Here is a 24,365-nt window from a genome sequence, read left to right on the forward strand (position 1 = left end):
GGAGTTCCGCCAGATGGGGCTCATCCCTCAAATGGTTAATTAATTAGGGCAGGTAAAATCTTTTTGATAAAAAGGAGATGAACTATGGAGAAAAACAATACTCAATTGAACTTTAAAGATGAGCCAGAAAAGGGATTAAAGCGAGAGCTGAAAACAAGTCAGCTTTCCATGATCGCGATGGGCTGTGCCATCGGTACGGGGCTATTTCTTGGCAGCGGACTTGCGATTCAAGCGGCAGGGCCAAGTGTATTGCTCAGCTATGCTCTTGGGGCGTTCATTGTCTTACTATTGATGGGCTGTCTAGCCGAGATGACGGTTGCCCACCCTACTTCCGGATCTTTTGGGGCCATTGCGGAAAAGTACATGAGTCCAATGGCAGGCTATCTTGTCCGCTATTCCTATTGGATTGGCAATGTTTTGGCTGTTGGGGTTGAAGTAAGTGCAGTCAGCGTATATATGAATTATTGGTTTCCGAACGTGCCGGGAATCGTATGGATTTTGTTGTTTGCAGGTGTCCTGATTTATGTAAATGCTACCAGCGTGAATACATTTGCGACATTTGAGTATTGGTTCTCCTTTATTAAAATAAGTGCCATTGTTGGTTTTATCCTACTTGGAGCCTATGTACTGTTCGGTACATCCGAACAGCCGCATATAGGACCGGAAAACTTCGTGAATGAAGGCGGTTTTTTCCCATTTGGTTTGAAGGGGATGTGGATAGCCGTATTTATTTCTTTATTCAGCTTTCTTGGAACTGAATTGATAGCGGTTACATCAGGGGAGGCAAAAGATCCGGATGCCGCCGTCCCAAAAGCATTAAAAGCGACTGTGTTCCGTTTATCCACTTTCTATGTGCTGACAATCGGCATCATGCTGATGATCGTTCCTTGGAAAACGGCCGGGATCGAGGTAAGCCCATTCGTAAAAGTGATGGAAATCCTGAACATTCCAGGTGCATCCGGGATCATGAACTTTATTATTCTAACGGCTGCCATATCTGCCATGAACGCTCAGCTCTATGCTTCAACACGGATGATGTTTTCATTGGCACGCGGAAAACATGCACCTACTTTTTTAGGAAAGTTAAACAAAAACGGTGTTCCTACGAAAGCCCTTGCTGTCTCTTCAACGGGGATTTTCATCGCTGCAGGCGTTCATGCGTTACTTCCTGGTTCATCCTATGCTTTCATGATGGGGATTTCCATGTTCGGTGCCATGTTCACTTGGCTCATGATCTTCATTTCCCATTTGTTTTTCAGGGTGAAATGGGAGAAAACCGGCGGACGCAAATTACCTGTTAGGATGATCGGTTTCCCCTATTTAACGATACTAGGGGCTGTTCTTCTATTCAGTTTGATGATTACGTCATGGTTTACGGATTTCAAAATCATGCTTCAATTCGGAATTCCTTGGTTACTTTTTTTAGCTGTTGCTTATTTTATTTCAAAAGGAAGAAATATTAACCATAATGTAATGGAAGAATCTCTGGAAAAGAAGATAGAATAGAATGGCGGAATAAATAGTTTTTTGCGAAAAGTGAGGAGATTGCGGAATGAAGAATACAGATAAAAATGAACAAACAATAACGGGTCTAGAGAAAGAAATCCAAACCGACTTTCAAAAATCGATGTCTTACGGAGATTACCTCCACCTTGATAAAATTTTAACCAGTCAGCATAGATGCTCCGATCATCATGATGAAATGCTATTTATCGTTATCCATCAAGCGAGTGAGCTATGGATGAAGCTCATTTTACATGAATTGACAGCAGCAACTGAGTCCATCCGCCAAAACAAGTTGGAACCCTCGTTTAAAATGCTGTCGCGGGTTTCGAGGATTCAGCAGCAATTGATCCAGTCATGGAATGTCCTTTCAACTTTAACACCGGCTGAATACATGGAGTTCAGAGATAAACTGGGACAATCTTCCGGATTCCAATCTTACCAGAATCGTTTGATTGAATTCGCATTAGGAAACAAGAATGTCCATACGCTATCCGTCTATCAGCACCAAACGGATTTATACGAGCAAATGCAGCAGGCCCTTCATGAGCCAAGTATATATGACGCGGCGATCAATGCTCTTGTGGCACGCGGATTACCTATTGATCAAGAAGCCCTCAGCAGGGATTGGTCCCAAAGATATGAACCAAATGCCAGTGTAGAAGAGGCATGGCTGACAGTTTACCGCGATGTGGAGCAATATTGGGACTTATATGAGCTGGGCGAGAAGTTAGTGGACATCGGCCACCAACAGCAATTATGGCGTTTTAATCATATGACCACAGTGGAAAGGATTATTGGTAATAAACAAGGAACGGGCGGATCATCAGGTGTAACGTATTTAAAGAGAGCACTGGATCAACACTTTTTCCCAGAGCTATGGAGTCTAAGAACGAAGCTATAAGATATTCAAGAAACAGCCAGTAGAGACGGAGGTAAATGCATGGGGACATGGATTGATATTTCACAACGTCTGGATGATAACGTTGCAGTCTGGCCTGGAGATACACCTTTCTCTTATAAAGTCAATTGGAGTAAAGAACAGAGCGGATCTGTCAATGTAGGTCAAATCAATATGAGTATCCATACCGGTACCCATATTGATGCACCTTTTCATTTTGATGATAATGGAAAAAGAGTGATTGATTTAGATCTCGACTTATATATGGGAAATGCCCGAGTTATCCATTTACCAAACAAGACAAGCATCGGAGTCGATGAATTAGCCGATATAGATCTACAAGGCGTTACCCGTCTGTTAATACGCACGGATGCATGGAAGGATCGAAGTGTGTTTCCACAAACCATTCCACATATCCAGCCAGAATTAGCGGCATATCTTTCAGAACACGGCGTCCGTCTTATTGGACTTGATTTACCATCAGTAGATCCACTGGATAGTAAAGAGCTGTCTGCCCACCATGAACTTGCCGATCATGGCATTCACATTTTGGAAGGACTTGTATTAGACGACATCGAACCGGGTAATTATGAATTGGCAGCCCTCCCTCTTCCTTTGGTTGAAGCAGATGGAAGTCCGGTACGTGCTGTGTTGAAAAAGCCCTAAACAAAATGTTTTCAAAAAAACGAGCCAGATCAAAAACTGATTTGGCTTGTTTTTTTTGTAATCATCAGCTATCAAATTTATCTCCCTAAACCACGTGCATCTATGTTATAATTTTCAGAATTCATCACTAAGAGTGGAGGTCCGAATATGGAAAACTTTTATCTGTTCATCATCATGTGCATCCTTCTCATCATTTTACCTGGTCCAGATACAGCAATAGCCACAAGGAACACCGTTACCGTGGGGACTTCGGGAGGTTTTAAAACGATGTTCGGCACATGCTGTGCCCTGCTCATTCATACATCTGCTGCCTTGTTCGGACTTTCAGCAATCATTGTAAAATCCGCTTTATTATTTTCCATCTTCAAATATGCCGGTGCCGTTTACTTGGTATATCTAGGCTTCAAGACACTATGGGGATTAAGGAATAAGCAAGTGGCCGCAGCGGCGGAAACGACGGACAAAAGTAAGTACGAAAACCAGTCATGCTTTAAGCAAGGGTTCCTTACCAATCTGCTGAACCCTAAAGTGGCCGTCTTCTTTTTAACGTTTCTGCCTCAGTTCGTGAATCCGGGGAATGATACGTTTTTACCGTTCCTGATCATGGGCATGACGTATACCGTTTTAACTGCGTTGTGGTTTGTATTTTATATCTATCTGCTGAACCAGATCAGTGCTTTTATGAAAAAGCCTAGAACCCAAGCGATATTCGAGGGAATAACCGGGACAGTCTTGATTGGTTTCGGGATAAAACTAGCTCTAGAAAAAGCTCATAATTAATTTGAACTGCACCCTAATTGTTAGACATTGGAGGTGCAGTTTTAATATATCAGGGTTCTGGTACAGGTGTAGGGATTTAAGTACTTGCTGAGTTATGTTACAAAACCATAATTTGGTTTTTAATGCAAGGAGGAAAAAGAACATGGCAACCATTGAAGTTAAGAAAACAAAAGATATCGGATTAGGTTCACTTTCTTTCGTGCTATGTTTATTGGGAATATTGTTTACGTTTGAATTTGGCGATAAATCTTGCATGGGAGATCATATTTTACATACTATCGGACTTAGCTCCTGGTCAAATGGAGATTCAGGTATTCATTATACAGTGTTCTATTCGGCTATATTTTTCATCCCCTCCTTTATTATTGGTCATATATATCCTGATAATAGAGGAGCAAAAGCAGGGAAAATCATATCAGGCTTCCTATCAGTTCTCACCCTTTCAGCACTAATAACGTTTATTATCTCTTTTTTATCGGCCTGGGTATGAGCTCAATAATGCCGAGCTCATACCCAACTTTAGAGTTCAGTCACTCAACATACCCATTCACGAAAAATCCAATCGTTTCGAGCTCGTCCTCAGTTAAACCCCGCTTTAATTCTTTAGCCAATTCCTGCTCCATTAGAGCCCGGTTTCCCCGATGTTCGACCACCGCTCTGGCACATTCTTTCATTAGCTTAAGCTCCGCCTCCATCTCCAGTTTCGTGCGAGGCTGATCATGATGGGAAAGTATATAGGTTTCGGCATCATAGGCTTCTATTTTCTTAAGAAGCAGCAAAGCCTGTTCAGCCGTATAATTCCATTTTTCCGCATAAAGATTGGCATACAGGCAGTCTCCCAGAAATAAGGTCTTTTCCTCCTGTATATAAATGATGCAGGAATCATTGGCATGGTCGCCGCCGACATGTTCGATGACACAGGTTATATTGCCGAGATCGATCGTCATCGTTTTTTCAAAGATGATATCGGGCAGGGGAAGGGAAATCTCTCTATTCGTCCCATGTTCCAATTTGATTGCATCGGCACAAAAGGCAATCTCCGTCCCTTCTTCGACTCGTTGATCAAGGGCCTGATCTTCCCATGAAAGCTGCTGCATATCTTTAATGCCCGTGTATGTTTTTTCCTGACAAATCACCGGAATCCCGATATTCTCCAGTCCGAATACATGGTCCCAGTGAGAATGGGTAAGCACGAGGAAATTCCCGCTTATATCATTCAGGCGCAATTCGTCCTCAAAAAGCTGTGCATGCCTGACAGAGTTACCGGCATCGATGATGAGCGTTTTCTTGTTTCCCGTCACGGCGGCAAGAACCGGGCGATCCGTTTCCTGAACTGGCGGCAGGTAGGCAATATGTTTCGATAGGTGCTGTAATGTTTGCATGTTTCTGTTCTCCTTAATTGTTGTAGTTAGCTTGCTCAAGTATAGCAAATTACATATGTATTCATAAGATAATCTCCGCAAAAGGATAAAAAGACAACAATCACTGAGATTGCTGTCTTTTTAGTCATGTTTCAAATGAACCTATTGAAATATACCGTAATTTTCGATAGGGCATTTAAAAAGGTGGCCTTAAAAAAAGACTCTTCCCTTTTCCGATCTTCCGGCGGTTGTATATATTTTTTATTATCCGCAATGAGTGTACTATTTTTGATCTTTGAATCGATGGCTCCTATTAACTGTGATGCAAATCTTTCACTATCGATGACCACCATCGATTCTGTATTTAAAAAGGCAGATCGAGAATCCAAATTGTAGGAACCCACTGCACTTAATCGTTGATCATAGACAATCGATTTACCATGCAAAGAATAAGGCTTTGAATATTCATATACCCTTGCCCCCGTCTCAACGACGCTATCCCTAAAAGCCAAGTAACCGGAAAAAGCGATCATGTTCGGGGTTGAGGCAGCCGAGTTGGTAAGTATGGTCCAATCAGCCTGTGAATCCAATTGCTTCGGTACATATTCCTTCAAGGCATCCGCAGGGACAATATAGGGGCTTTGGATGTATACCGATTGCTTGGCGTTCGCAGCAATATCCAATAAAGATCTCCACACTATAGGGTATTTGTTGAACCGTTCGATCGGATTATGAATGAAGGACACTTTTTTAGTAGGTGTTGTAGCCTTGCTCCAATCGACGACTGGTTTCACGAAATCGGTTTCAGTGCGCAAAGCTTTGCTGTATTTTTTCGCTAATGCATTTCTTTCGCGTTTTCCTTTTTCCGTTTGCCTTTTTGACAGGTCCGAAAAAACATCGCTCGTAAACGGATGGGTCCATAATTCATTCAAATAGTCCTTCATTTCAACGATTGCACTATCTTTCTCCTCTTTAGCATTGAAAATGAGTACATCCCTGTCATAGACAAAATTCCACGGCGGCTTGCTTGCTAAGTACTTATCGGCAATATTCCTCCCTCCGATGATGCCTAGCTTTCCATCTACCGTGATGATCTTGTCATGAAGGCGATTATGCCAGGTCCACGGCTTAAATGGCTTAAAGGTTTCATAGTATCTTAATTCAATGTTTTCATGTGAAGCCAATGCATAACGGGCACTGCTTAATTGACCTCTAAGCCCATGAGCCAATCCATCCAGGAGGATTCGGACTTTGACACCTCTGTCAGCCGCGTCAATCAAGGCTCCAAGAAAAAGCTCGGTTGATTCACCTTTTCCAAAAGCATAGTAGGCGATATCGACTGAATGCTTTGCTTCCTGGATCATTCGCATTCTTGCGAGTCCAGACTCATAACCGTCTTCGAAAAGCAGGACACGATCCACGGTGGCTTCCTTCTCTCCCATATATTCACTTACCTGTTTAATCGGCCTGTCTTCTTCTTTTTCTGCTTTGGGGAAAAGAACAACAGCCGTCACAACTACATAAAGGAAATATAATAGAAGAACAAGCAATAATCCCTTAATTGCCGTTTTTACAGTCATTGAGCACTCCCCCCTTTAAGCGATATTTTATTACTATTCGTAAAATGCAAAGACTCTATTCAACATCTGGAGGCTTGATACATCCGACTAGGCAGCGAGCGGTGCTGAGGGGAACCGGAAGAATTTTTTTCCTTTTAAATGTGACAAAGTGGTGAACATGAAAGCAGTTGCATAATATGATATTGAAGGAGGGATTTCATGCTTAAACAACATGATAGAATAAGTATCTTCAATTATTGTTTTGCATTAGGGGTATCAGAGGTTTTCTTTTTATCCAGCTTTTATCTTTCCATTCTTGACGTTTCATTATTTGCGATCGCTTTGCCATTTTCCGCTTTATTTCTAATGTTCTCCTTGTACCTATTCCTTCGAACGCACAAAGCAGTTAAGACCTTACCCAACCAGGATGAACGAAGAAGGGAAATACATGCATTCTATCATCAATCTTTCGGGATTTTCACGATCATTTTTTTCACATTACTTTTTGTTGCATTAGCCTTCATTCCCTTGCTCGATAACGGAGGGCATCTCTATCTTCTTTATTGTTTACCGATGGCCTTGCTTTGTATGATTCCTGCGATTGTTTCTTATAAAGGGATGAAATCATTCAAACTGGAAAACGGCAAGAATTTAACGAAAATCTAATTGATTTTACGTTCATTCAAGATTACATCCAGGTTTTTTAGTTGAATGTATAGGGAAAATGAGGATATAATAATAAATATAAAAAAAGACACTGGTTAAACCAGCGTCTCAATGAACAGCAAACTGCATAAAGAGCAGCGGCTTTCTGTGGTAAGTCAGTTGCTACTCGATCATGAAAGTAACCCTTTTCCTACATACATCTGGCCGGATGGTATGGAGGGGGTTACTTTTTTAATGTAACCGCGATTACTGCGACGATTAAAGAGGCAAATGAAATCATTAGCATCAGTCCGTCCATAATAGAAATCACCAGCGACACCCCCTTTCTGAAAAGGAGTGACCGCTGCCCACTATACCAAATTGCTGTCCATTTACTATTATATCTGTATTTACTTGTTATTTATAGCCAAAAATAGATGCATTTAGTCCTCTTAATGCTTTACATAAAAAAAATCCCACTTAAAGTGAGAACCATTTTTGCATGTAGCATGTATATCCTTTATTGTTCCACTACACGGCCATCTTTATAAATGTTGAACCACCCAATCGTTCCTGTGCCGCCTTGATCGATCCAATCTTTATTAGCTGCTTTAAAGTTGTAATATGATTTTCCCTTGCCATCTTTCAGCAATCTGCCATCACCGCTGAATACGATGTTGCTGCCCAGCTTCTTCTTCCCTAACGCGATCGCGTCCTTCTCCGTGAACTGTCTTCTTTCCACCTTATTTTCATCTAAAGCAGCCCATGTCTTCGGTCCGACGATACCATCTGAAGCTAAGTTATGATCCACTTGGAACTCCCTTACCACATTTTGTGTTTGGGTACCGAAAATCCCATCAACACCTACATGATATTTAACATCTTTAAGGCTTTGCTGTAAGTCTCTTACATAACTTGAACGTGAGCCTTTCTTGAGGGTCGGGCGCGTTTCCGCCTTCGTTTCGATTTTCTGGATTTGACTTCCCTTTGATGCCGCTTCGGTATTTGAAGTCCCCGTTCCTAAAGGGGCCAACATCAAGGCAACTGTTGGAATCATGACCAATAATTTTTTCTTCAACACATATAACCTCCATTCAAATGATCACTCCTGCAGGTTTCTGACACTTCCCTTGGGAGCCCATTCATTATAACGCAAGGAGTTATTTTATTGGTGTTTTATTACTTTAATTATAAAAAATGGTAAATATGATTCATCGTGGCATTTCCAAAAGTCAGCATATGATGGAAGTCCCGTTTCTTGAATAAAAACAAAGGGGGTTTACCTATAACTTCAAAACATCGTTAATTAAGCGGGTGTGCGAGACTCCTGAGGGAAAAGCGCGTCTAGGGAGACCCCGCGGAAAGCGAGCACCTGGATCGGAAATCAACGTTCAAATTGTACCGCAAAAAAAAACTGTAGACATACTCGATTTCATCGAGTTTTGTCTACAGTCTGAAGAATATCACCCCATTCAGTTTGTATACAAAAGGGGTTCGGAAAACATATCTTTCATCACATGATGATGTTCCCAAACCAACACCTTCAACTCCTCAGGTATAGTTTCTAACTAAACGTTATAACATAGTTGATTGGAGAGGAAGGTGCGAGACTCCTGCGGGAAAAGCGCGTCTAGGGAGACCCCGCAGGCGCAAGCCGAGGAGGCTCCCTGACCGCCCGCGGAAAGCGAGCACCTGGATCGGAAATCAACGTTCAAATTGTACCGCAAAAAAAACTGTAGACATACTCGATTTCATCGAGTTTTGTCTACAGTCTGAAATCATCCCCTATAGGAGGTGATTTTGTTTTTATTGATTTTCTGGCTGTTGTTGATTCTGCCCTGGCATCCCGGTCCCCATTCCCATCAAGTTGGTGGCAAGTGGCACCATATTTTTCATTTTCCCGCCTTTGCCGCTCAACATTTGATAAGTGGCTATACCTACTCCGACCGAAGCGACAACTGGTAAAATTTTATCCATGTTTGCTCTCATTTACATCACCTTATATTATATATTTTTGTTCATTTCCTGAACTCTTATATCTTGTTCTAACGAACCCTAAAAATTCAATTAGTTTATTACCAAAACAATTACTAATAAAAACATGTTATATAGGGAAAATTCTTTCAGGAGGGATGTTATGAAAGTACTCTTCGAATGAGGTGAAATTCATGCCAATGTTAGATGTGGACGGTATCAGCTTGCATTATTCTGTTAGGGGAAAAGGGGTTCCTATTGTTTTTATCCATCCTCCTGTACTGACCAGTGTGAATTTCGAATACCAATTGGCGAAATTATCCGAAGAATTCAAAGTTATCACTTTTGATATTAGGAGTCATGGAAGAAGTCAGTATTCAAGACAGCCAGTAACTTATCCCCTGATTATAGAAGATATCAAACATCTGTTGGATCATTTGAAAATTAAAAAAGCAATGGTATGCGGATACTCGACCGGCGGCTCCATCGTATTGGAATTTTTGCTCAGTTGTGCCGATAGGGCTCTAGGTGGCATTGTAATAGGCGGAATGTCTGAGGTGAGGGATACATCTTTAAAGCAAAAGATTTCTTTAGGCATATCACTTGCCCAGAAAGACGCAGTTCCCATTCTTGCGCTTTCCATCTCATGGAGCAATTCAAATACCATTAAGCTGTTCAACAAAATGTTTAATGAAGCCCTAAAAGGAGATGCCCGAAATATCGAGCAGTATTACCATTATAGTTTGCATTATACCTGTACCCATCAGCTTAAGAAAATCAATCTTCCAACTTTACTGATCTATGGCAAACAAGATAAACCAATGTATCGCTATGCACATTTATTGCATGAAAAATTGCCCTATACGGAATTAAGATTCATTGATCATCTAAAGCATCAAATCCCTACAAAAGCGGCTAATGAATTAAATGAAAGTATTAAGCATTTTATCCATTCACAATTCGATTGATTTTTCCGATTGCAAATTTCAATCTTTTACGATGTACATATCATAAATTTATGGAGTGAAAAAATTGGGAAGAGATAAAGGTAGATTGATTCATTTATTATTTCTATTGCTAGTGACTGCAGTTTTTATTTGGTCAGTGATTAAGCCTGAAGGATACTTGATATGGACAATGGAAGTCCTTCCTGCCGTTGTGTTTCTGATTTATGTAATCGCTACATATAATAAATTCCGCCTCACTACATTATCCTATTTCGTTATTGCCGTTCTTTCAATTACCATGTTCATCGGTGCCCATTATACGTACACAAAAGTTCCTCTATTTAATTGGATAAAAGATCATTACGATCTAAACCGGAACCATTATGATCGGTTTGGTCATTTTCTAAAAGGTTTACTTGCAATTGTGATTAGGGAAATAGTAATCCGTAAAACCCCCCTAACAAAAGGACCGTGGTTATTTGCTGTCACAGTAAGTTTTGCGCTTGCCATTGGAGCACTCTATGAAATCATCGAATGGATAGCTGCCATCATTTCAAAAGACAGAAAAGCTTCAAAGGACTTTTTAGGAACACAAGGTGATATTTGGGACGCCCAATGGGATATGGCGTTAACCTTGATCGGCTCTATCATCGTATTATTCACCTTGTCCAAACTTCATGACAAGCTGTTGCGAAAATTGAAAAATTGAATTAAAAAAGAGTTACCTATATAGATCACTCTTTTTTAATCAGGATTTGATTGTTAATATGATGTTCCATATGATCGAGATAGTCTTTTATTAGCCACTCCATTGATTTTAGTTGATTATTTCCTATATCACAAAGATTAGATAATCTATCATTTGGTGTATTCGTTATTATATGAATGATTTGCTTATTTAAAGTACAAAAAAGGTTAACGATCTCATCCAATGGTCGCTCTTGATAATTCTGGACTAATACCCATTGGTCTTGATTATATGGTTGTATAACATATGGCTGTACTTCATACTGAATCTTGATGAACCTGTTCATATTGTTCAATGCGGAATCGCATAGATGTCCTAAAATCTCTTTTTTGGACCATTTGTGTGGCATTGGTCGATGATTTAATTCTTTTTCTGTCATCCGGTTGAACTCTCCTGGTATAAAACCAATCCAATGATTGATTCCATCTATTACATTTTTCAATTTGCACTCCCCCTAAGTTTTACCTAAAGGATTTTTATTCGGCAACCAACCGGATAATACCTCCTTCTTTTGTTGAATATAATCAACATCGCTCAATAACAGAACCAAAAGAAAAAACCGAAATCAACAAAAGGATTTCGGTTCAGACTATAGAGTTTTACATGCAGTTTTTTTCTAACAGACATGCCAGTTGATTCCAGAAATCCGCTCCCTTTCCGCCGACTGCCTGCCAAGCCTCCTCGACGCAAGCGTCTCCGGGGTCTCGGCTAGCCAGTTTTTCGGCAGGAGTGTCGCATATTTCTTCCATCCTTTAAGGATTTCTGTAAAAAAACATGAAGGATAACCTAGTCTTAAATAGGGTTGGAATGTGTCCAGCCTACAGTTTCTTCTTAACAAACGTTCCAGCTGATTTCAAAAATCCGCTCCCTTTCCGCCAACTGTCTGCCAAGCCTCCTCGACGCAAGCGTCTCCGGGGTCTCGGCTAGCCAGTTTTTCAACAGGAGTGTCGCATATTTCTTCCATCCTTTAAGGATGACAGGAAAAAAACATGAAGGATAACCTTGTATTAAACATGGGTTGGAATGTGTCCAGCCTACAGTTTTTTCTAAACAACGTTCCAGTTGATCTAAAACCCGCTCCCTTTCCGCCAACTGTCTGCCAAGCCTCCTCGACGCAAGCGTCTCCGGGGTCTCGGCTAGCCAGTTTTTCGGCAGGAGTGTCGCATATTTCTTCCATCTATTAAGGATGACAGGAAAAAAATATGAAGGATAACCTTGTCTTAAATAGGGTTTGGAATAAGACGAGCCAGCAGTTTTTTCTTTTAAAACACAAAGTTGATTGGAACGGATGTTCGAGACCCCTGCGGAAAAAGCGTGGCAAGGGAGACCCCGCAGGCGCGCCGAGGAAGCTCCCTGACCGCCCGCGAAAGCGAGTGCCTGAAGTGGAAATCTAAAATTTACACCGCTAAAAAAAAACTGTGGACAAATTGATTTCTATCTTTTTAAACAAAGCTGATTGTAACGGATGTTCGAGACTCCAGCGGGGAAAGCGTATCCAATCTGTAACCCCACAGGCGCAAGCTAGTGACTGGAGGCAACGTTCAAATTTTTTGACCAATCATGATTGTACTTGCTTACCGCCCTTTTTTTCATTGATGGCTTTTTGATCGATTTTTGTATAGATGCGTTCCACTTCGATTTTGTCATGCAACAGAAGCTCGCGGTTTTCTTTTAGCAGTTGAGTATATGATTTCCTTCTCCTAGACATTTTTTAATTCACCTCTCAAGTGATTGAATTCCTTCTGTAAAACTACTATCGGAAGCTCGTAAAGTTGTTTATTATATTTTTTAAAAATCCCGAATTTCAGAAGTTCTTGTATAAGTTCTTCTTTTTTTGCTTCTCCCTTTGTACTTGATTGGGTAATCATCAAGGACCCTCCTTAACAAAAATAAAGACTTTTGGTATTTGGGGCTGCCTAGCATCCGATCCCACATGAAGAATCTCCACTTTTTCCTATTGCTTCCCCATATAAGGGCATGCTCTGCAAAGTCTTCGCATTTCCTCCATTGTTCGTATGTACTGCTTTCTTGGTGAAGTTTCAATACTCGATCATATACATCAAATCCAAATCGCTTCATTTTATCCGAAAGGATATCTATCGCGGCGCAGGGCTTCGAATGGGTCAGGTCGCCGGCACCAAAGAATGCAACTTTCATTCCAGTAAAGTCCACTTGATCAATTTCTTCATAAAACTCGTTTGCTTCATACGGTACATCTTCAAGATTCCATGTATATAAACCGATAAAGGCCAAATCAAAATCCTTTAAAGCATCAACTTCAACAGTGTCCAATCTTTCCATATATACTTCACAGCCGACAGCCTTCATTCTATTCTTTATGTTTATAGCCATTTCCTCGGTATTACCGGATAAACTGACATAACCAATGAATACCTTCATCTATATCACCTTCCTAATTGAGAATTAATTTCATTACACACTTCACTATAAATGAAAATGATTCTCATTGTCAATTATTTACCTCCGTTATTATATGCTGATGAATATTAGGAACGGATATTTCAGCTTCACTTTCCCTGTTTCTGTAATGCTGCTGGGACGTTCAAACTCATTCCTCAAAAAAAAGAGCCCTTTTTACTCATAGAGTAAACGGGCTTTTGATTAATCTAATAATCTATTATCCTAAATCTTCAATCTTATAATTAACAAAATTTTACAATATCTTCGAAAGGCAGGAACGTTTTTTCTCCTGGTTGTTCATTCGGCTCACCAAATGGCATTTGAGCTATCAACGACCATTTACCTGGAAGATCCCAAGTTTTCATCACTTCTTCATCAATGATCGGATTATAATGCTGTAAAGATGCCCCTATGCCTTCCGCTGTTAAAGTCATCCATATTGCATACTGCAGCATAGCACTTCCTTGATGGGACCAATATGGAAACTGTTCTTTATAGGAGGGGGCTTTTTCTTGCATTTGTTCTATCGTTTCTTGATTTTCAAAGAATAGAATGGTTCCCACTCCATCACGAAATCCTTGCAATCGTTCCACAGTAGCCACAAAGCTCTCTTCCGGGACACGGGAACGAAGTGTTTCTTTTACAATATCCCAGAACCTTTCATGCTGGTCATCCATCACCACCACCACTCGTCCGCTTTGCATATTAAATGAAGTTGGTGCATGTAAAGCGATTTTTAACAATTCATTGATTCTTTCTTTCGAAATATTATCGTTCTTTTTCACCTTACGGATGGAACGGCGATTGATGATTGCTTCTTTTACATTTGTTGTAGTTGCTGACATTTTGAGTCCTCCAATTTTATGTTTCGTTTCATTTCATTTTATTTAATAAAAGGCTTTTAGCAATTCCCCTTACCATCACATTGCAAGCCATCAAATTCATTCCGTTTATTTTTTGCTTCTTCCTTCTCAATGACTTGCGCTAGCCTTTCTTTGCTGGCTAGTCCTTGAATGACTTCATCACCAATAATAAACGTCGGGACAGCCCTGATATCTGCTTCTTCATAAGCATGTTTGAGTGCTTGCTGGTGCACTTCCCGATACTTTCGGGACACTAACGCTTCTCTAAAGGCATCTATAGGAAGCTCAACTTCACCCGCTAATTTTGTCAATACTTCAATATCTTCAATATTTTGTTCCTCTTGAAAAAACGCGGTAAATACTCTGTTGTGGAATTCGTTCCCTTTTCCGTGCTCCTTTGCAAAATGGCAGCCTTCGAATGCCAAATGTGTATATGGATGCGGGGAGACACGGGGTAAACGCATATCAACCCCTAGCTTTTTCGCAACAGGAAGAATGTAAGAATCCCATGAATTCAACTTATCGGGTTCCTTCCATGGATCAATTTTCGTATATGGACTCGGACGCAATTCAAATGGCATCCATTCCACTTCTACATCCTTTTCCTTCACGATTTCGTCCAAAGGCCCTTTACCTAAAAAACAAAAAGGACAAATAAAATCAGAATATGCTTTAATTTTCACTGTCATCATATATTCCCTCACTTTTCAATATCAGTTAAACTTGTAACCAAACTAGTTACAATTCAGAGCAAAAAAAATCAATATAATTACATGGCATTCAGTAACTGTACAGTCGATTGCTTCCTGCGATTGTTTACCACCTGCTGTAATCATTTTAGTTACAGGTTAGAGGAAAGTCAACCATTATTTTAAATAAAAAAAGTTTGTAAAGAAAATGTCGCTTTCTCTACAAACTTTTTTATTAAAACTTCCTTACATCTCGATTTGTTCGTTAACGGGTTCCCTCTTTTTCCTTCTCTGTTTTTTCGATTTTTTATAGTACAGCAATTCGTATATACATGGAATGACGATCAGTGTGAGCAGTGTGGAGACAGCTAGCCCGCCAATGACAACAATCGCCAAGCTTTGTGAAACCAAGCTTCCTGTTTCCGCCTTTTTATATAAAAGCGGCAGCATGGCACAAATCGTTGCTACAGCCGTCATTATGATTGGACGGAATCTTGTGGCTGTCGCTTCGACGATCGCTTCACGGATGATCATTTTTTCTTCGTTTTGTTTGACTCGATCCAAAAGCACAATCGCGTTTGTCACAACAATTCCTATTAACATTAGAGCACCCAGCAGTGCTGTAATATCAACTGGAATTCGGCTGATAACCAATCCTAATACCGCTCCAATGGCAGCGAATGGCAAGGAGAATAGAATGGCAATCGGTGCTTTGATCGATTTAAAGGTTATAACCATGATTAAAAAGACAATGCCGATCGATATTAACATCGTAAGGAATAAATCGGAAAAGTCATCTGTCTGCTGAGCACTGGCTCCGCCGACTAAAATCTCTACATCATCCGGAATATCAAGGCCTTTGTTCTCTTTATCTCCAAATATCTCAAGATTTATTTTGCTTGCAATATCGGACAGCTTAGTTGGATCGACCGTTGCCGTTAATTGGAGATATGTTTCTCCATCTTTATGGAACTGCGTTGTTGCGCTCTCTTCGCTCTTTAAAGAAGCAACTTTTGACACTGGGGCTAGACCCCCGTCTGTCATGATCGGAATGCTTTTTAAATCCTCTGGTTTTTTAGGATCCAAGATTGGTTCAAGGACGACAGGTGTTTGCTTATCCTGTAAAGTTATATGGCCGATAGGTGTTTTATTAAGCATGATACCTAATTGTTGGCCGATTTGTTCTGTATTGCCTTTAGCTGGATCTACCGTGAATGAATAAATGGTTTTCTTTTCATCCTGGTTCGTTGTAACCTCTTCGATTCCTTTAATGTCCTGAATTCTTTCTTTGACATTATTGGCCGTCCGTTCCAAATCTTCTGTATTACTGCCAATCACATCTATCGTAATGTTCGTCTTTGATGCTCCCATCATAAAGGAAGAGGCTTGGGCCGTAAGCTTCGCATCAGGATAGTTTTCTTGTTCCTTTTCCATTTTTTTCAGGATTGCATCTACATTTGCTTTATCCTTTACCAGGATGCCGAAAATCGCTTCAGTAGGTGATGCGACTTCGCCATATTGTGCTGCCTCGGGAGAGTTTCCTAATTGCATGAAAATATTATCCACTTCATTCATACCCTGCATCGTTTCTTCGAGTTCAATCGCTTTTTCCTTTACTTTCTCATAGGGCTGATCATTTGGATAAGTCAATGTCACGGAGACATAGTCTGCTGAAGAATTATCAATCGCCCCTTTTGGCATGGCAAAATATGTACCAATGGAACCGACAAACAACAGCATCGCAATAATCAGGACAACCCATTTATGGTTTAGTGACCAAGTAACCAGCTTCGTAAAACGCTTGGCCGGTCGATGTTTTGGCAGCTCCGTCCTTTTCAGCAATCCTGCGCTCATTAACGGAACAACCGTCAATGCCACAATTAATGAAGCCAGCAAAGAATAAGTGACAGTCAATGCGAAAGGAAGAAGAAACTCCTGAAGCCCTCCATTCAATAAAGCAACCGGCAAGAAAACGGCCACAGTCGTAAGGGTTGAAGCTGTGATTGCCACTCCCACTTCTTTCGTTGCATCCATCACCAATTCGACTGAAATCTTCTCTTGCTGCATTTTCCGGAAAATGTTTTCAATGACGACAATACTATCGTCCACCAAGCGCCCGATCGCCACAGCGACACCGCCCAGCGTCAAAATATTCAGCGTCACTCCCGACAATGACAGCAAAAATAACGTAAAGCCAAGAGATAGCGGTATGGATACGATTGTAATGAATGTAGATCGTACATTCCTTAAAAAGACCATGATTACAATCGTAGCGAATAGCGCACCTAACAGAACTTCTTTTACCATCGTCTGAACGGACGTTTCCACCATATCAGCTGTAGATAAATAAATGGTCGATTTCTGGTCACTATACTTTTCATTAATTTCTTTCGCTACTTTTTCAACCTCTTTACTGATAGTGACAGCATTTGATTGACTGTCCTTGATAATGCTTAAATCAATGCTTTCCTTTCCATTAAAACGACTGATGAGGTTGCCATCATTCGCTTCTTCAACTTTTGCTATCTGCCCAAGTGCGACATTAGGAGTGACCTTCAGCGCTTCTAATTTTTCAATACTTGTTAAATCACCGATCACCTTTATGTTACTTGCCTTCCCATCAATCACTCTTTCGCCTACGGCCAGAGCTGCATTCTGACCGTTAAGGACGCTCATGACATCTTGAATGGAGACTTTCTTTTTAGCCAATTCTTCAGTATCCACTTTGACTGAAAGAATGGATTGCGAAACCCCGGATGTCTGTACATCCGAAACCCCTTTAATATCTTTATACAAAGGCTCTAATTCTTTCTTGGCAAAGTCTATATTTTCAGCTGTTAACCCATCCTTAAAAGTAACTGATACAAATGAAATGGGAATCATTGACGTATTTAACTGTGTAACAGTAGGCTTTGCCATGCTTTGCGGCAATGCTACACTGCCTAATGCTTCCTGAACATCCAGTTTCGCTTGTTTCATATCCGATCCGGCTTCAAAGAATAGATCTACTTTAGAAAAACCATCTCCAGTGGTGGAGTATATGGAACTCTTTCCTTTAACTCCCGTAACTGCCCTTTCAATCGGATCTGTAACTTGTGCTTCCATCGTTTTCGAATCGGTGCCCTGCCCCATTGTGATAATCGTAACTTGTGGATTATCAGCAGAAGGTAAAAACTCCATCGGCAGTTTAAAATAACTGACAACTCCTATCATCAAAATAAATATGGTTACCAATGAAACGGCAGCCTTGTTCTTAAATGACCACTTAGTAAAAAACTCCACGCACTAATCACCCCTGAATAAAATTTATAAGAAAATAATTCCATTTCAAATCTTACCATATATTACTAATGTTGGAGTGTTAATTTTTTATTGATTTTTATATTTTTTTATGTCCCTTGATGTGAAGGACTTTTTCCATAAAAAAAAGGCTGCGCAGCAGCCTCAAAGAAACAATCTCGATTATTTATACCCTCTGATAAAAAGCATAACGATAGCCAAAACCATTATCCCGATAAGTAATAACGGGCCTATGCCCGAGCTATACACGAAGTATACCGTGATGTGGCGAAAAAAGAGCACCACAAGAAAAAGGAATAACAGGAAACACAAAATCATGATCAGAGCGGTGTTTTTATTCCGATACAAGTAACCAGCCCCATTTTAATAGCTTTATTTCCACTAAGGAAAAATTCATGCGAATCCAAGCCCTAACAACAACCTTCCGTTAAGAAACAATATGCCGCCCATGTTTTGTACTATTCTTTATATCAAATAAAAAAGGGCTGCCGCAGCAACCCGATTCTTCGAAAATCGTCTGGACCAAAAACTACATTTCCTGAAGTTCATTGACCGTCACAAACGTATACCCTTCGTTCGTTAACTCTCGTAAGATCCCTTCAATCGCTTGAAGCTCTTTACCCGTATCATCATACATCGGATGCATCAGGATGATCGAACCTGGTTTTATATTTTCCTTCACATACTTCACTTTGTCAGAAGCGGTAGTGTAATAGCTATCTGGTTCCAGATCCCAGGTAATGGTCTCTCTATCATTTTTATTTAAATAATAAGGCAAACCTATGATTTTTTTCCCGTTTGGAGGCCGGACATCAATTTCACCCTTATATCCGGCGGTCTGAATCAATTTATCCGTTTTCTCGATTTCCTCCTTGATATAAGAAGGCGTTTTGAACACCATCCGCCTGTGCGAATACGTATGATTCCCAATCTGATGTCCCGCTTCCGCTATTTTCCCAGCTTCCTCCGGGTACTTTTCGATTTCGTTACCGATCAGGAAGAATGTAGCTTTCACATCGTATTTAGCCAACAACTGCAGAATCTCATTTACATTCTTCGATGGGCCATCATCAAAAGTCAAAGCGACCACTTTTTCATTCGTCTCGACATTATCCGTTAATCCACCGAACACCTGATAGGTTCTCGAATTCATTAATTTATACGTACCAAGCATCAGCAGGAAAACAACCAGGATTCCCAAGCCAATGAATATCAGTTTCTTTTTCATGCAAATACCTATCTTTCTATAAGTTTTTTAATTCAATGACCTATTATAGCAAATCACTGAACAAAAACACTTATTGCTCTCTCCGACCGAGCCGTCCACACTCACTTTACATGTATCAACTCAAAACGCTCACACACCAGCAGCATATCTTCTTTAAAGGTGTGGCCGATTTTGTCCAGTTCTTCTTTAAAAAATTTCTCATGAGCATCCCACCAGTAAGTATAGGTACGATCTCCTTCCCCTTCTGCAATCGCAAACTCTTCACTCACTTCATTCATGGGCAATACTTCGACTTTCACTGTTTGTATGATGGCTAAGGGCAAATCCTCATTGCTTAAGATAATGCTGTAATCACCCACGGATGGTAATGGTTCATTTTCCTCTCCGTAAAAAACATGCCCAGAGCATGTAGCCGTTTTTATCCCATCCATCACTAACTGAGCCAAATGATCGGGATCGGCCCCGAATTGCCATGCACTGACAGACTGGGGTTTTTCATCTTTCCCTTGCCAATATTCATTCCAATATAATTCCGCTTTGACATTCATTCTATGATTCTCCATTCTGTTTTTTAGCTCCGCTGAGCATCACGAAAGGTTAACTCTACCAAGGCAACTTCTAATTTGATCTGCGTGGCCATTCTATTTCACCCGTTAACAACAAAGTGATGATGATTACCCAAAATATAAAGAATGATGAGGAGAAAACCAAAGATATGATGGAAATCATGTTTTTCTCCGATTTCTTCAAAATTCCCATGACAGAGAGGACGATGCCGGCAACCGTAAGGAAAAATGTAATATAACCACCAGTCAAGTTTCCGATATTTCCTATTCTGATAGGTGTAATAAAAACAGTAAAAAAGCAAATGATTCCAATGATGAATGAAGTAAAACTAATTACACCGTACCTCTTCTGAATACAAGCTTCGTTTTCCATCGAGCTCACCCCTTTCATCAGTTTATAAAGCTTATATACATCTATTAATATCTCACGCATAATTTTAACATATAATGCCAGACGAATTGTTGTGCACAAAAAATGGGGACAAAAGACCGTGAATTAAAGCTTCATTTTCATGCCTTCATGAGTGGCTTTGAATCCTAACCGTTCATAAAATCGCAGCGCTTCTTCCCGCTTTTTATCAGTCGTGAGCTGAATGATATGGCAGCCCCGCTTCTTTGCACGGTCAATCGCATATTGAATCAACTTGCTTCCAATGCCTTTCCCCCGTTCTGTAGATGCCGTCCGAACTCCTTCGATCGTAGCTCTCCAGCCGCCTTGATGGGTAATATAAGGTGTGAACGTGATTTGCTGCACTCCAACGATTTCCTCACCAAGGCATGCAACGATCAATTCATTATTTTCATCTGCATCAATGGATTCAAATGCTTTTAGATAGCTTTCAGGAAGCGGATTTCCATATCGCTCCCTCTCCCTCCCCAATGCATCATCCGCAAGCATCCGTACGATTTCACTTAAGTCTTTTGCCGTCGCTTTCCTGAATGTGACCATGGTATCCCTCCTCATAATGTACTTCCGTATCCCCCTGATGTAAATCATTCCTTCATTAATAACTTCTGCCAATAGTCCGGCGGTCCTCTTTTCTGGAGGAAAAATAATGCAAATGTAAAAATTGGACCATCAAAAAAAGGACCCCCTATAAAAGGAAGTCCTTCAATTCATTCACTATTAGGTAATTGGCGCAGGATTGAACAGTGCCAAATCATTATGCAGGCCCCAATGCTCTGCCCAGGTTTTCTTTTTACCGCTGGCCACTTCCAGAATAAGGTGAAATATTTCCCACCCGACTTCCTCTATGGTTGCTTCACCAGTAGCGATCGTTCCAGCATTTATATCGATCAGATCTTTCCATTGCTCGGTCAATGTATTTCGTGTAGATACTTTGATGACGGAAGCCATTGCGAGATTATAAGGTGTGCCTCTTCCAGTTGAAAATACTTGAAGGTGCATGCCGGAAGCTAGCTGAAGCGTTCCGCAAACAAAGTCACTAGCTGGTGTAGCAGCAAAAATCAGCCCTTTTTCCGTTGCTTTTTCACCAGGAGCCAAAACGCCTGAAATGGGGCTGCCTCCGGATTTGGCAATGGAGCCTAATGATTTTTCCACTACATTGGCCAACCCGCCCTTTTTGTTTCCTGGCGACGGATTGGCACTTCGGTCGGCATCACCTAAAGCAAGGTAGTTATCATACCAATCCATTTCCTTTATTAAAGCTCTCCCCACTTCTTCATTCACTGCACGAGGCGTTAATAGATGAATCGCATCCCGTACTTCTGTGACTTCAGAAAATAGAACGGTTGCCCCTGCCCTGACTAACAGATCTGTGGCATATCCTACGGCAGGGTTAGCTGTGACACCAGAGAATGCATCACTTCCTCCGCACTGGGTACCGATGACTAATTCGGAAACCGGAAATATTTCCCGCTCCCGGCGGTTCAACTTGATTAAACGTTCCTCGGCCATTTCCATAATGGATTGGACCATCCCCGCAAATCCCTGCTGATCCTGAAGTGAAATGATATCTGAATCGTCCCCGCTTGGATTTATTCTCATTGGAGACAGTTTTTCACACCCCAGTCCAACTACCAAGGCTTCCCCGCCGAAATTCGGGTGCTTCGCAAGGTTCTGTATCGTGCGAATGGGAATGACCGCTTCCGGTGCATTGATAGCGACTCCGCATCCATAGTTGTGATTTATGGCGAAAACATCATCAACATTGGGATACTTCGGGAGTAGCTCTTTTTTTATCCGGTTCACGACGAAATCAAGTACGCCCACTACACATTGGACGCTTGTAGTAATGCCCAATATGTTCTTGGTTCCAACACTGCCATCTTCATTGCGGAACCCTTGGAATGTATACCCTTCAAGCGGGGGTAAAGTTTTCGGAATATCATTTGCTACCGGCAATTCCTTTAAATCCGGAGAAGACGGAAGTATCACCAGTGATTCGTCAATCCAACATCCCTTACTGATTGATTTAGCCGCATAACCGATTACTTCCCCATAGCGTATGATGGCTTCATTTTCGACTATGTCCATTAAAGCCACTTTGTGGCCTTGTGGCACTCTTTCTTTCAATTCAAGCCCACAAGGGAATACGGTTCCTTGATCCAAGCCTCCCGTATTAACCACGATGGCGACATTGTCGATCCCATTCACCTTAATATAAAGCGGTACCTCCGTCAGTTGCGTTTTCGTATCCACTTCACCACTCCTTCATTCTAAAAAAGCAAACAGACATCACTAAACATACACGTGCCGGTAATTTTCAGAAACTTATTTGACAAACACGGTTTTAATGGAAGTAAAAAACTCTTTTGCGGCTTCTCCTTGTTCCCTGGAGTGTGAGCTGGAGTTTTTCATGCCGCCAAATGGCGCCTGTAATTCAACGCCTGCGCTCTCGGCGTTGACCCTGATCAATCCCGCTTCCATATCATTAATAAATGAAAGCAGATGTTTGATATTGGCTGTGAAAATCGAAGCACTAAGGCCATATTCCACGCTGTTCGCAAGGTGCAGGGCTTCTTCAACTGAATCAGCTTTCAATAAGGCAATCACCGGACCAAAAATTTCTTCCTGTACAATTGTCATATCTGACGTACAATTATCAAAAATCGTAGGTTCTACATAAAAGCCATTCGCCTGAGGGCCTTCTTCAGCACGCTTCCCGCCAATTAGAAGTGCAGCACCTTCTTCCACTCCTTTTTCGATATAGGAAAGAACCGTATTCAATTGACTTTCGCTGGCACATGGTCCCATCCATGTCCCGCTGTCCAATCCATCCCCGATGGAAATGCCTTTCGTTTCTTTCACCAGCAGCTGCTTGAACTCTTCATATACTTCAGCTGCAACGATGACACGGCTTGTCGCGGTACATTTTTGCCCCGTTGAACGGAACGCACCTGTAATGACTGCTTCTACAGCCAGGTTAAGATCCGCATCCGCTGCAACGATCACCGGGTTTTTCCCGCCCATTTCAAGCTGGTATTTCGCTCCGCGTGCTAACGCCGCTTGTCCAATCCTTTTTCCGACTCCGTTTGAGCCGGTAAAGGTAATCCCGTTTATATCTTCGTGATCGGCGATGCCCTGCCCTATGACACTGCCCGGCCCTGTAACCATATTGACAACACCCGCCGGGAAACCGGCTTCTTCAAAACACTCCATGATTTTCGCACAGGTGATCGCCGTCTCGGTGGCTGGCTTCACCACAATCGTATTCCCATATACGAGGGCAGGAGCCATCTTCCAGATTGGGATGGCGATCGGGAAATTCCAAGGTGTAATGACGCCGACAACACCAAGCGGAACGCGCGTCGTGAACATAAGCGCTGAACTGTCGGTGGATGGAATGACATCCCCCACCTTACGCATTCCTTCTCCTGCATAGTATTTCAGGATCGCAATGCCGCGTGCCGTTTCCCCTTTTGTTTCAGCAAATGTCTTGCCCATTTCCCGTGTTGCGCATTCTGCGATTTCATCGATCCGCTTTTCAAGAATTTGCGCTGCTTTATATAGATACTCCCCGCGCTCTGAACCAGCTAATTTGCGCCATTTATCTTTCGCCTTTTTCGCTGCTTCCACTGCCAGGTCCAAGTCTTCCTTGGTGGATTTTTGTACATAACCGACAATTGCCTGTTTATCTGCCGGGTTTAAACTTTTTTCAACTTCATTTGAAATGGAAGCAACCCATTCACCATTAATATAGTTAAGATACGTTTTTGTTTGAACTGTAGTTATCATATATAATCCCCACCCT

The 24,365-nt window shown here is 41.3% G+C and carries 26 protein-coding genes; 8 read left to right on the forward strand and 18 right to left on the reverse strand.

Annotated features, from left to right (window positions below; genetic code table 11):
* The first annotated feature begins 84 nt into the window (after positions 1-84).
* The 5 genes from NYE65_RS06290 (at position 85) to NYE65_RS06310 (ending at position 4,340) form a co-directional block, all read left to right on the forward strand.
* A complete protein-coding gene (locus tag NYE65_RS06290; protein ID WP_340860052.1) occupies positions 85-1,506 on the forward strand; it encodes an amino acid permease in 1,422 nt (473 codons plus the stop codon).
* A gap of 46 nt (positions 1,507-1,552) precedes the next feature.
* Entirely contained in the window at positions 1,553-2,407 is an 855-nt protein-coding gene (gene kynA / locus NYE65_RS06295; RefSeq protein ID WP_063575355.1) for a tryptophan 2,3-dioxygenase, read from the forward strand.
* A 39-nt stretch (positions 2,408-2,446) separates the two neighbouring features.
* Positions 2,447-3,070, forward strand: coding sequence for an arylformamidase (gene kynB, locus NYE65_RS06300; RefSeq protein ID WP_340860053.1), 624 nt, complete (start codon positions 2,447-2,449; stop codon positions 3,068-3,070).
* Between the two features lie 147 nt (positions 3,071-3,217).
* Positions 3,218-3,850: a LysE family translocator gene (locus tag NYE65_RS06305; protein WP_340860054.1), complete on the forward strand. Its 633-nt coding sequence runs from the start codon at positions 3,218-3,220 to the stop codon at positions 3,848-3,850.
* A gap of 142 nt (positions 3,851-3,992) precedes the next feature.
* Positions 3,993-4,340, forward strand: coding sequence for a hypothetical protein (locus tag NYE65_RS06310; protein WP_230136562.1), 348 nt, complete (start codon positions 3,993-3,995; stop codon positions 4,338-4,340).
* A 40-nt stretch (positions 4,341-4,380) separates the two neighbouring features.
* Here the strand turns inward: NYE65_RS06310 and NYE65_RS06315 are convergent, their stop codons facing one another.
* Both NYE65_RS06315 and NYE65_RS06320 read right to left on the reverse strand, forming a co-directional pair.
* Positions 4,381-5,232 (reverse strand): MBL fold metallo-hydrolase, encoded by an 852-nt coding sequence (locus tag NYE65_RS06315; RefSeq protein ID WP_340860055.1) that lies wholly within the window; start codon positions 5,230-5,232, stop codon positions 4,381-4,383.
* A 131-nt stretch (positions 5,233-5,363) separates the two neighbouring features.
* The gene (locus tag NYE65_RS06320; RefSeq protein WP_340860056.1) at positions 5,364-6,791 is read right to left on the reverse strand and encodes a phospholipase D-like domain-containing protein; all 1,428 of its coding nucleotides are present in this window, start codon (positions 6,789-6,791) and stop codon (positions 5,364-5,366) included.
* Positions 6,792-6,989: 198 nt separating this feature from the next.
* Between NYE65_RS06320 and NYE65_RS06325 the strand changes: the two genes are divergently transcribed.
* Positions 6,990-7,436 (forward strand): hypothetical protein, encoded by a 447-nt coding sequence (locus NYE65_RS06325; protein WP_328177533.1) that lies wholly within the window; start codon positions 6,990-6,992, stop codon positions 7,434-7,436.
* A gap of 499 nt (positions 7,437-7,935) precedes the next feature.
* Here the strand turns inward: NYE65_RS06325 and NYE65_RS06330 are convergent, their stop codons facing one another.
* Positions 7,936-8,496 (reverse strand): peptidoglycan-binding domain-containing protein, encoded by a 561-nt coding sequence (locus NYE65_RS06330; RefSeq protein ID WP_340860057.1) that lies wholly within the window; start codon positions 8,494-8,496, stop codon positions 7,936-7,938.
* Between the two features lie 725 nt (positions 8,497-9,221).
* Positions 9,222-9,404 (reverse strand): hypothetical protein, encoded by a 183-nt coding sequence (locus NYE65_RS06335; protein WP_063575347.1) that lies wholly within the window; start codon positions 9,402-9,404, stop codon positions 9,222-9,224.
* A gap of 179 nt (positions 9,405-9,583) precedes the next feature.
* Between NYE65_RS06335 and NYE65_RS06340 the strand changes: the two genes are divergently transcribed.
* Positions 9,584-10,357: an alpha/beta fold hydrolase gene (locus NYE65_RS06340; protein WP_340860058.1), complete on the forward strand. Its 774-nt coding sequence runs from the start codon at positions 9,584-9,586 to the stop codon at positions 10,355-10,357.
* A gap of 55 nt (positions 10,358-10,412) precedes the next feature.
* Positions 10,413-11,045, forward strand: a complete 633-nt coding sequence (locus NYE65_RS06345; RefSeq protein ID WP_412762722.1) for a DUF2238 domain-containing protein — start codon at positions 10,413-10,415, stop codon at positions 11,043-11,045.
* 25 nt (positions 11,046-11,070) lie between these two features.
* Here NYE65_RS06345 and NYE65_RS06350 read toward each other — a convergent pair whose 3' ends face one another.
* The 14 genes from NYE65_RS06350 to gucD form a co-directional block, all read right to left on the reverse strand.
* Complete coding sequence (locus tag NYE65_RS06350) at positions 11,071-11,526, reverse strand: DinB family protein (RefSeq protein WP_340860059.1); 456 nt, start codon at positions 11,524-11,526, stop codon at positions 11,071-11,073.
* A gap of 389 nt (positions 11,527-11,915) precedes the next feature.
* Positions 11,916-12,176, reverse strand: a complete 261-nt coding sequence (locus NYE65_RS06355) for a hypothetical protein (RefSeq protein ID WP_340860060.1) — start codon at positions 12,174-12,176, stop codon at positions 11,916-11,918.
* Between the two features lie 466 nt (positions 12,177-12,642).
* Positions 12,643-12,792, reverse strand: a complete 150-nt coding sequence (locus NYE65_RS06360; protein WP_106026119.1) for an FbpB family small basic protein — start codon at positions 12,790-12,792, stop codon at positions 12,643-12,645.
* The gene (locus tag NYE65_RS06365; RefSeq protein WP_145504497.1) at positions 12,785-12,952 is read right to left on the reverse strand and encodes a Fur-regulated basic protein FbpA; all 168 of its coding nucleotides are present in this window, start codon (positions 12,950-12,952) and stop codon (positions 12,785-12,787) included. The genes NYE65_RS06360 and NYE65_RS06365 overlap by 8 nt, the downstream gene beginning before the upstream one ends.
* Entirely contained in the window at positions 12,873-13,484 is a 612-nt protein-coding gene (locus tag NYE65_RS06370; RefSeq protein ID WP_328177527.1) for a flavodoxin domain-containing protein, read from the reverse strand. The genes NYE65_RS06365 and NYE65_RS06370 overlap by 80 nt, the downstream gene beginning before the upstream one ends.
* 263 nt (positions 13,485-13,747) lie before the next feature.
* Positions 13,748-14,350, reverse strand: coding sequence for a nitroreductase family protein (locus tag NYE65_RS06375; protein WP_340860061.1), 603 nt, complete (start codon positions 14,348-14,350; stop codon positions 13,748-13,750).
* Between the two features lie 56 nt (positions 14,351-14,406).
* Positions 14,407-15,057 carry a DsbA family oxidoreductase gene (locus NYE65_RS06380; RefSeq protein ID WP_098186289.1) on the reverse strand — a complete coding sequence of 217 codons (651 nt, stop codon included), beginning with the start codon at positions 15,055-15,057 and terminating at the stop codon, positions 14,407-14,409.
* A 246-nt stretch (positions 15,058-15,303) separates the two neighbouring features.
* The gene (locus NYE65_RS06385) at positions 15,304-18,339 is read right to left on the reverse strand and encodes an efflux RND transporter permease subunit (RefSeq protein ID WP_340860062.1); all 3,036 of its coding nucleotides are present in this window, start codon (positions 18,337-18,339) and stop codon (positions 15,304-15,306) included.
* Between the two features lie 547 nt (positions 18,340-18,886).
* Positions 18,887-19,585, reverse strand: a complete 699-nt coding sequence (locus tag NYE65_RS06390; RefSeq protein WP_340860063.1) for a polysaccharide deacetylase family protein — start codon at positions 19,583-19,585, stop codon at positions 18,887-18,889.
* Positions 19,586-19,686: 101 nt separating this feature from the next.
* On the reverse strand, positions 19,687-20,133 hold the full coding sequence (locus NYE65_RS06395; RefSeq protein WP_340860064.1) for an ASCH domain-containing protein: 447 nt from the start codon (positions 20,131-20,133) through the stop codon (positions 19,687-19,689).
* Between the two features lie 70 nt (positions 20,134-20,203).
* Positions 20,204-20,524: a hypothetical protein gene (locus tag NYE65_RS06400; RefSeq protein WP_057276890.1), complete on the reverse strand. Its 321-nt coding sequence runs from the start codon at positions 20,522-20,524 to the stop codon at positions 20,204-20,206.
* 123 nt (positions 20,525-20,647) lie between these two features.
* The gene (locus NYE65_RS06405) at positions 20,648-21,100 is read right to left on the reverse strand and encodes a GNAT family N-acetyltransferase (protein WP_340860065.1); all 453 of its coding nucleotides are present in this window, start codon (positions 21,098-21,100) and stop codon (positions 20,648-20,650) included.
* A gap of 177 nt (positions 21,101-21,277) precedes the next feature.
* Positions 21,278-22,813 carry a galactarate dehydratase gene (gene garD, locus NYE65_RS06410; RefSeq protein ID WP_340860066.1) on the reverse strand — a complete coding sequence of 512 codons (1,536 nt, stop codon included), beginning with the start codon at positions 22,811-22,813 and terminating at the stop codon, positions 21,278-21,280.
* 72 nt (positions 22,814-22,885) lie between these two features.
* Positions 22,886-24,349: an alpha-ketoglutaric semialdehyde dehydrogenase GucD gene (gene gucD, locus NYE65_RS06415; RefSeq protein ID WP_340860067.1), complete on the reverse strand. Its 1,464-nt coding sequence runs from the start codon at positions 24,347-24,349 to the stop codon at positions 22,886-22,888.
* Positions 24,350-24,365: the final 16 nt, after the last annotated feature.

It is taken from the genome of Peribacillus sp. FSL R5-0717, assembly GCF_038002945.1.
Classification (GTDB): Bacteria; Bacillota; Bacilli; order Bacillales; family DSM-1321; genus Peribacillus; species Peribacillus frigoritolerans.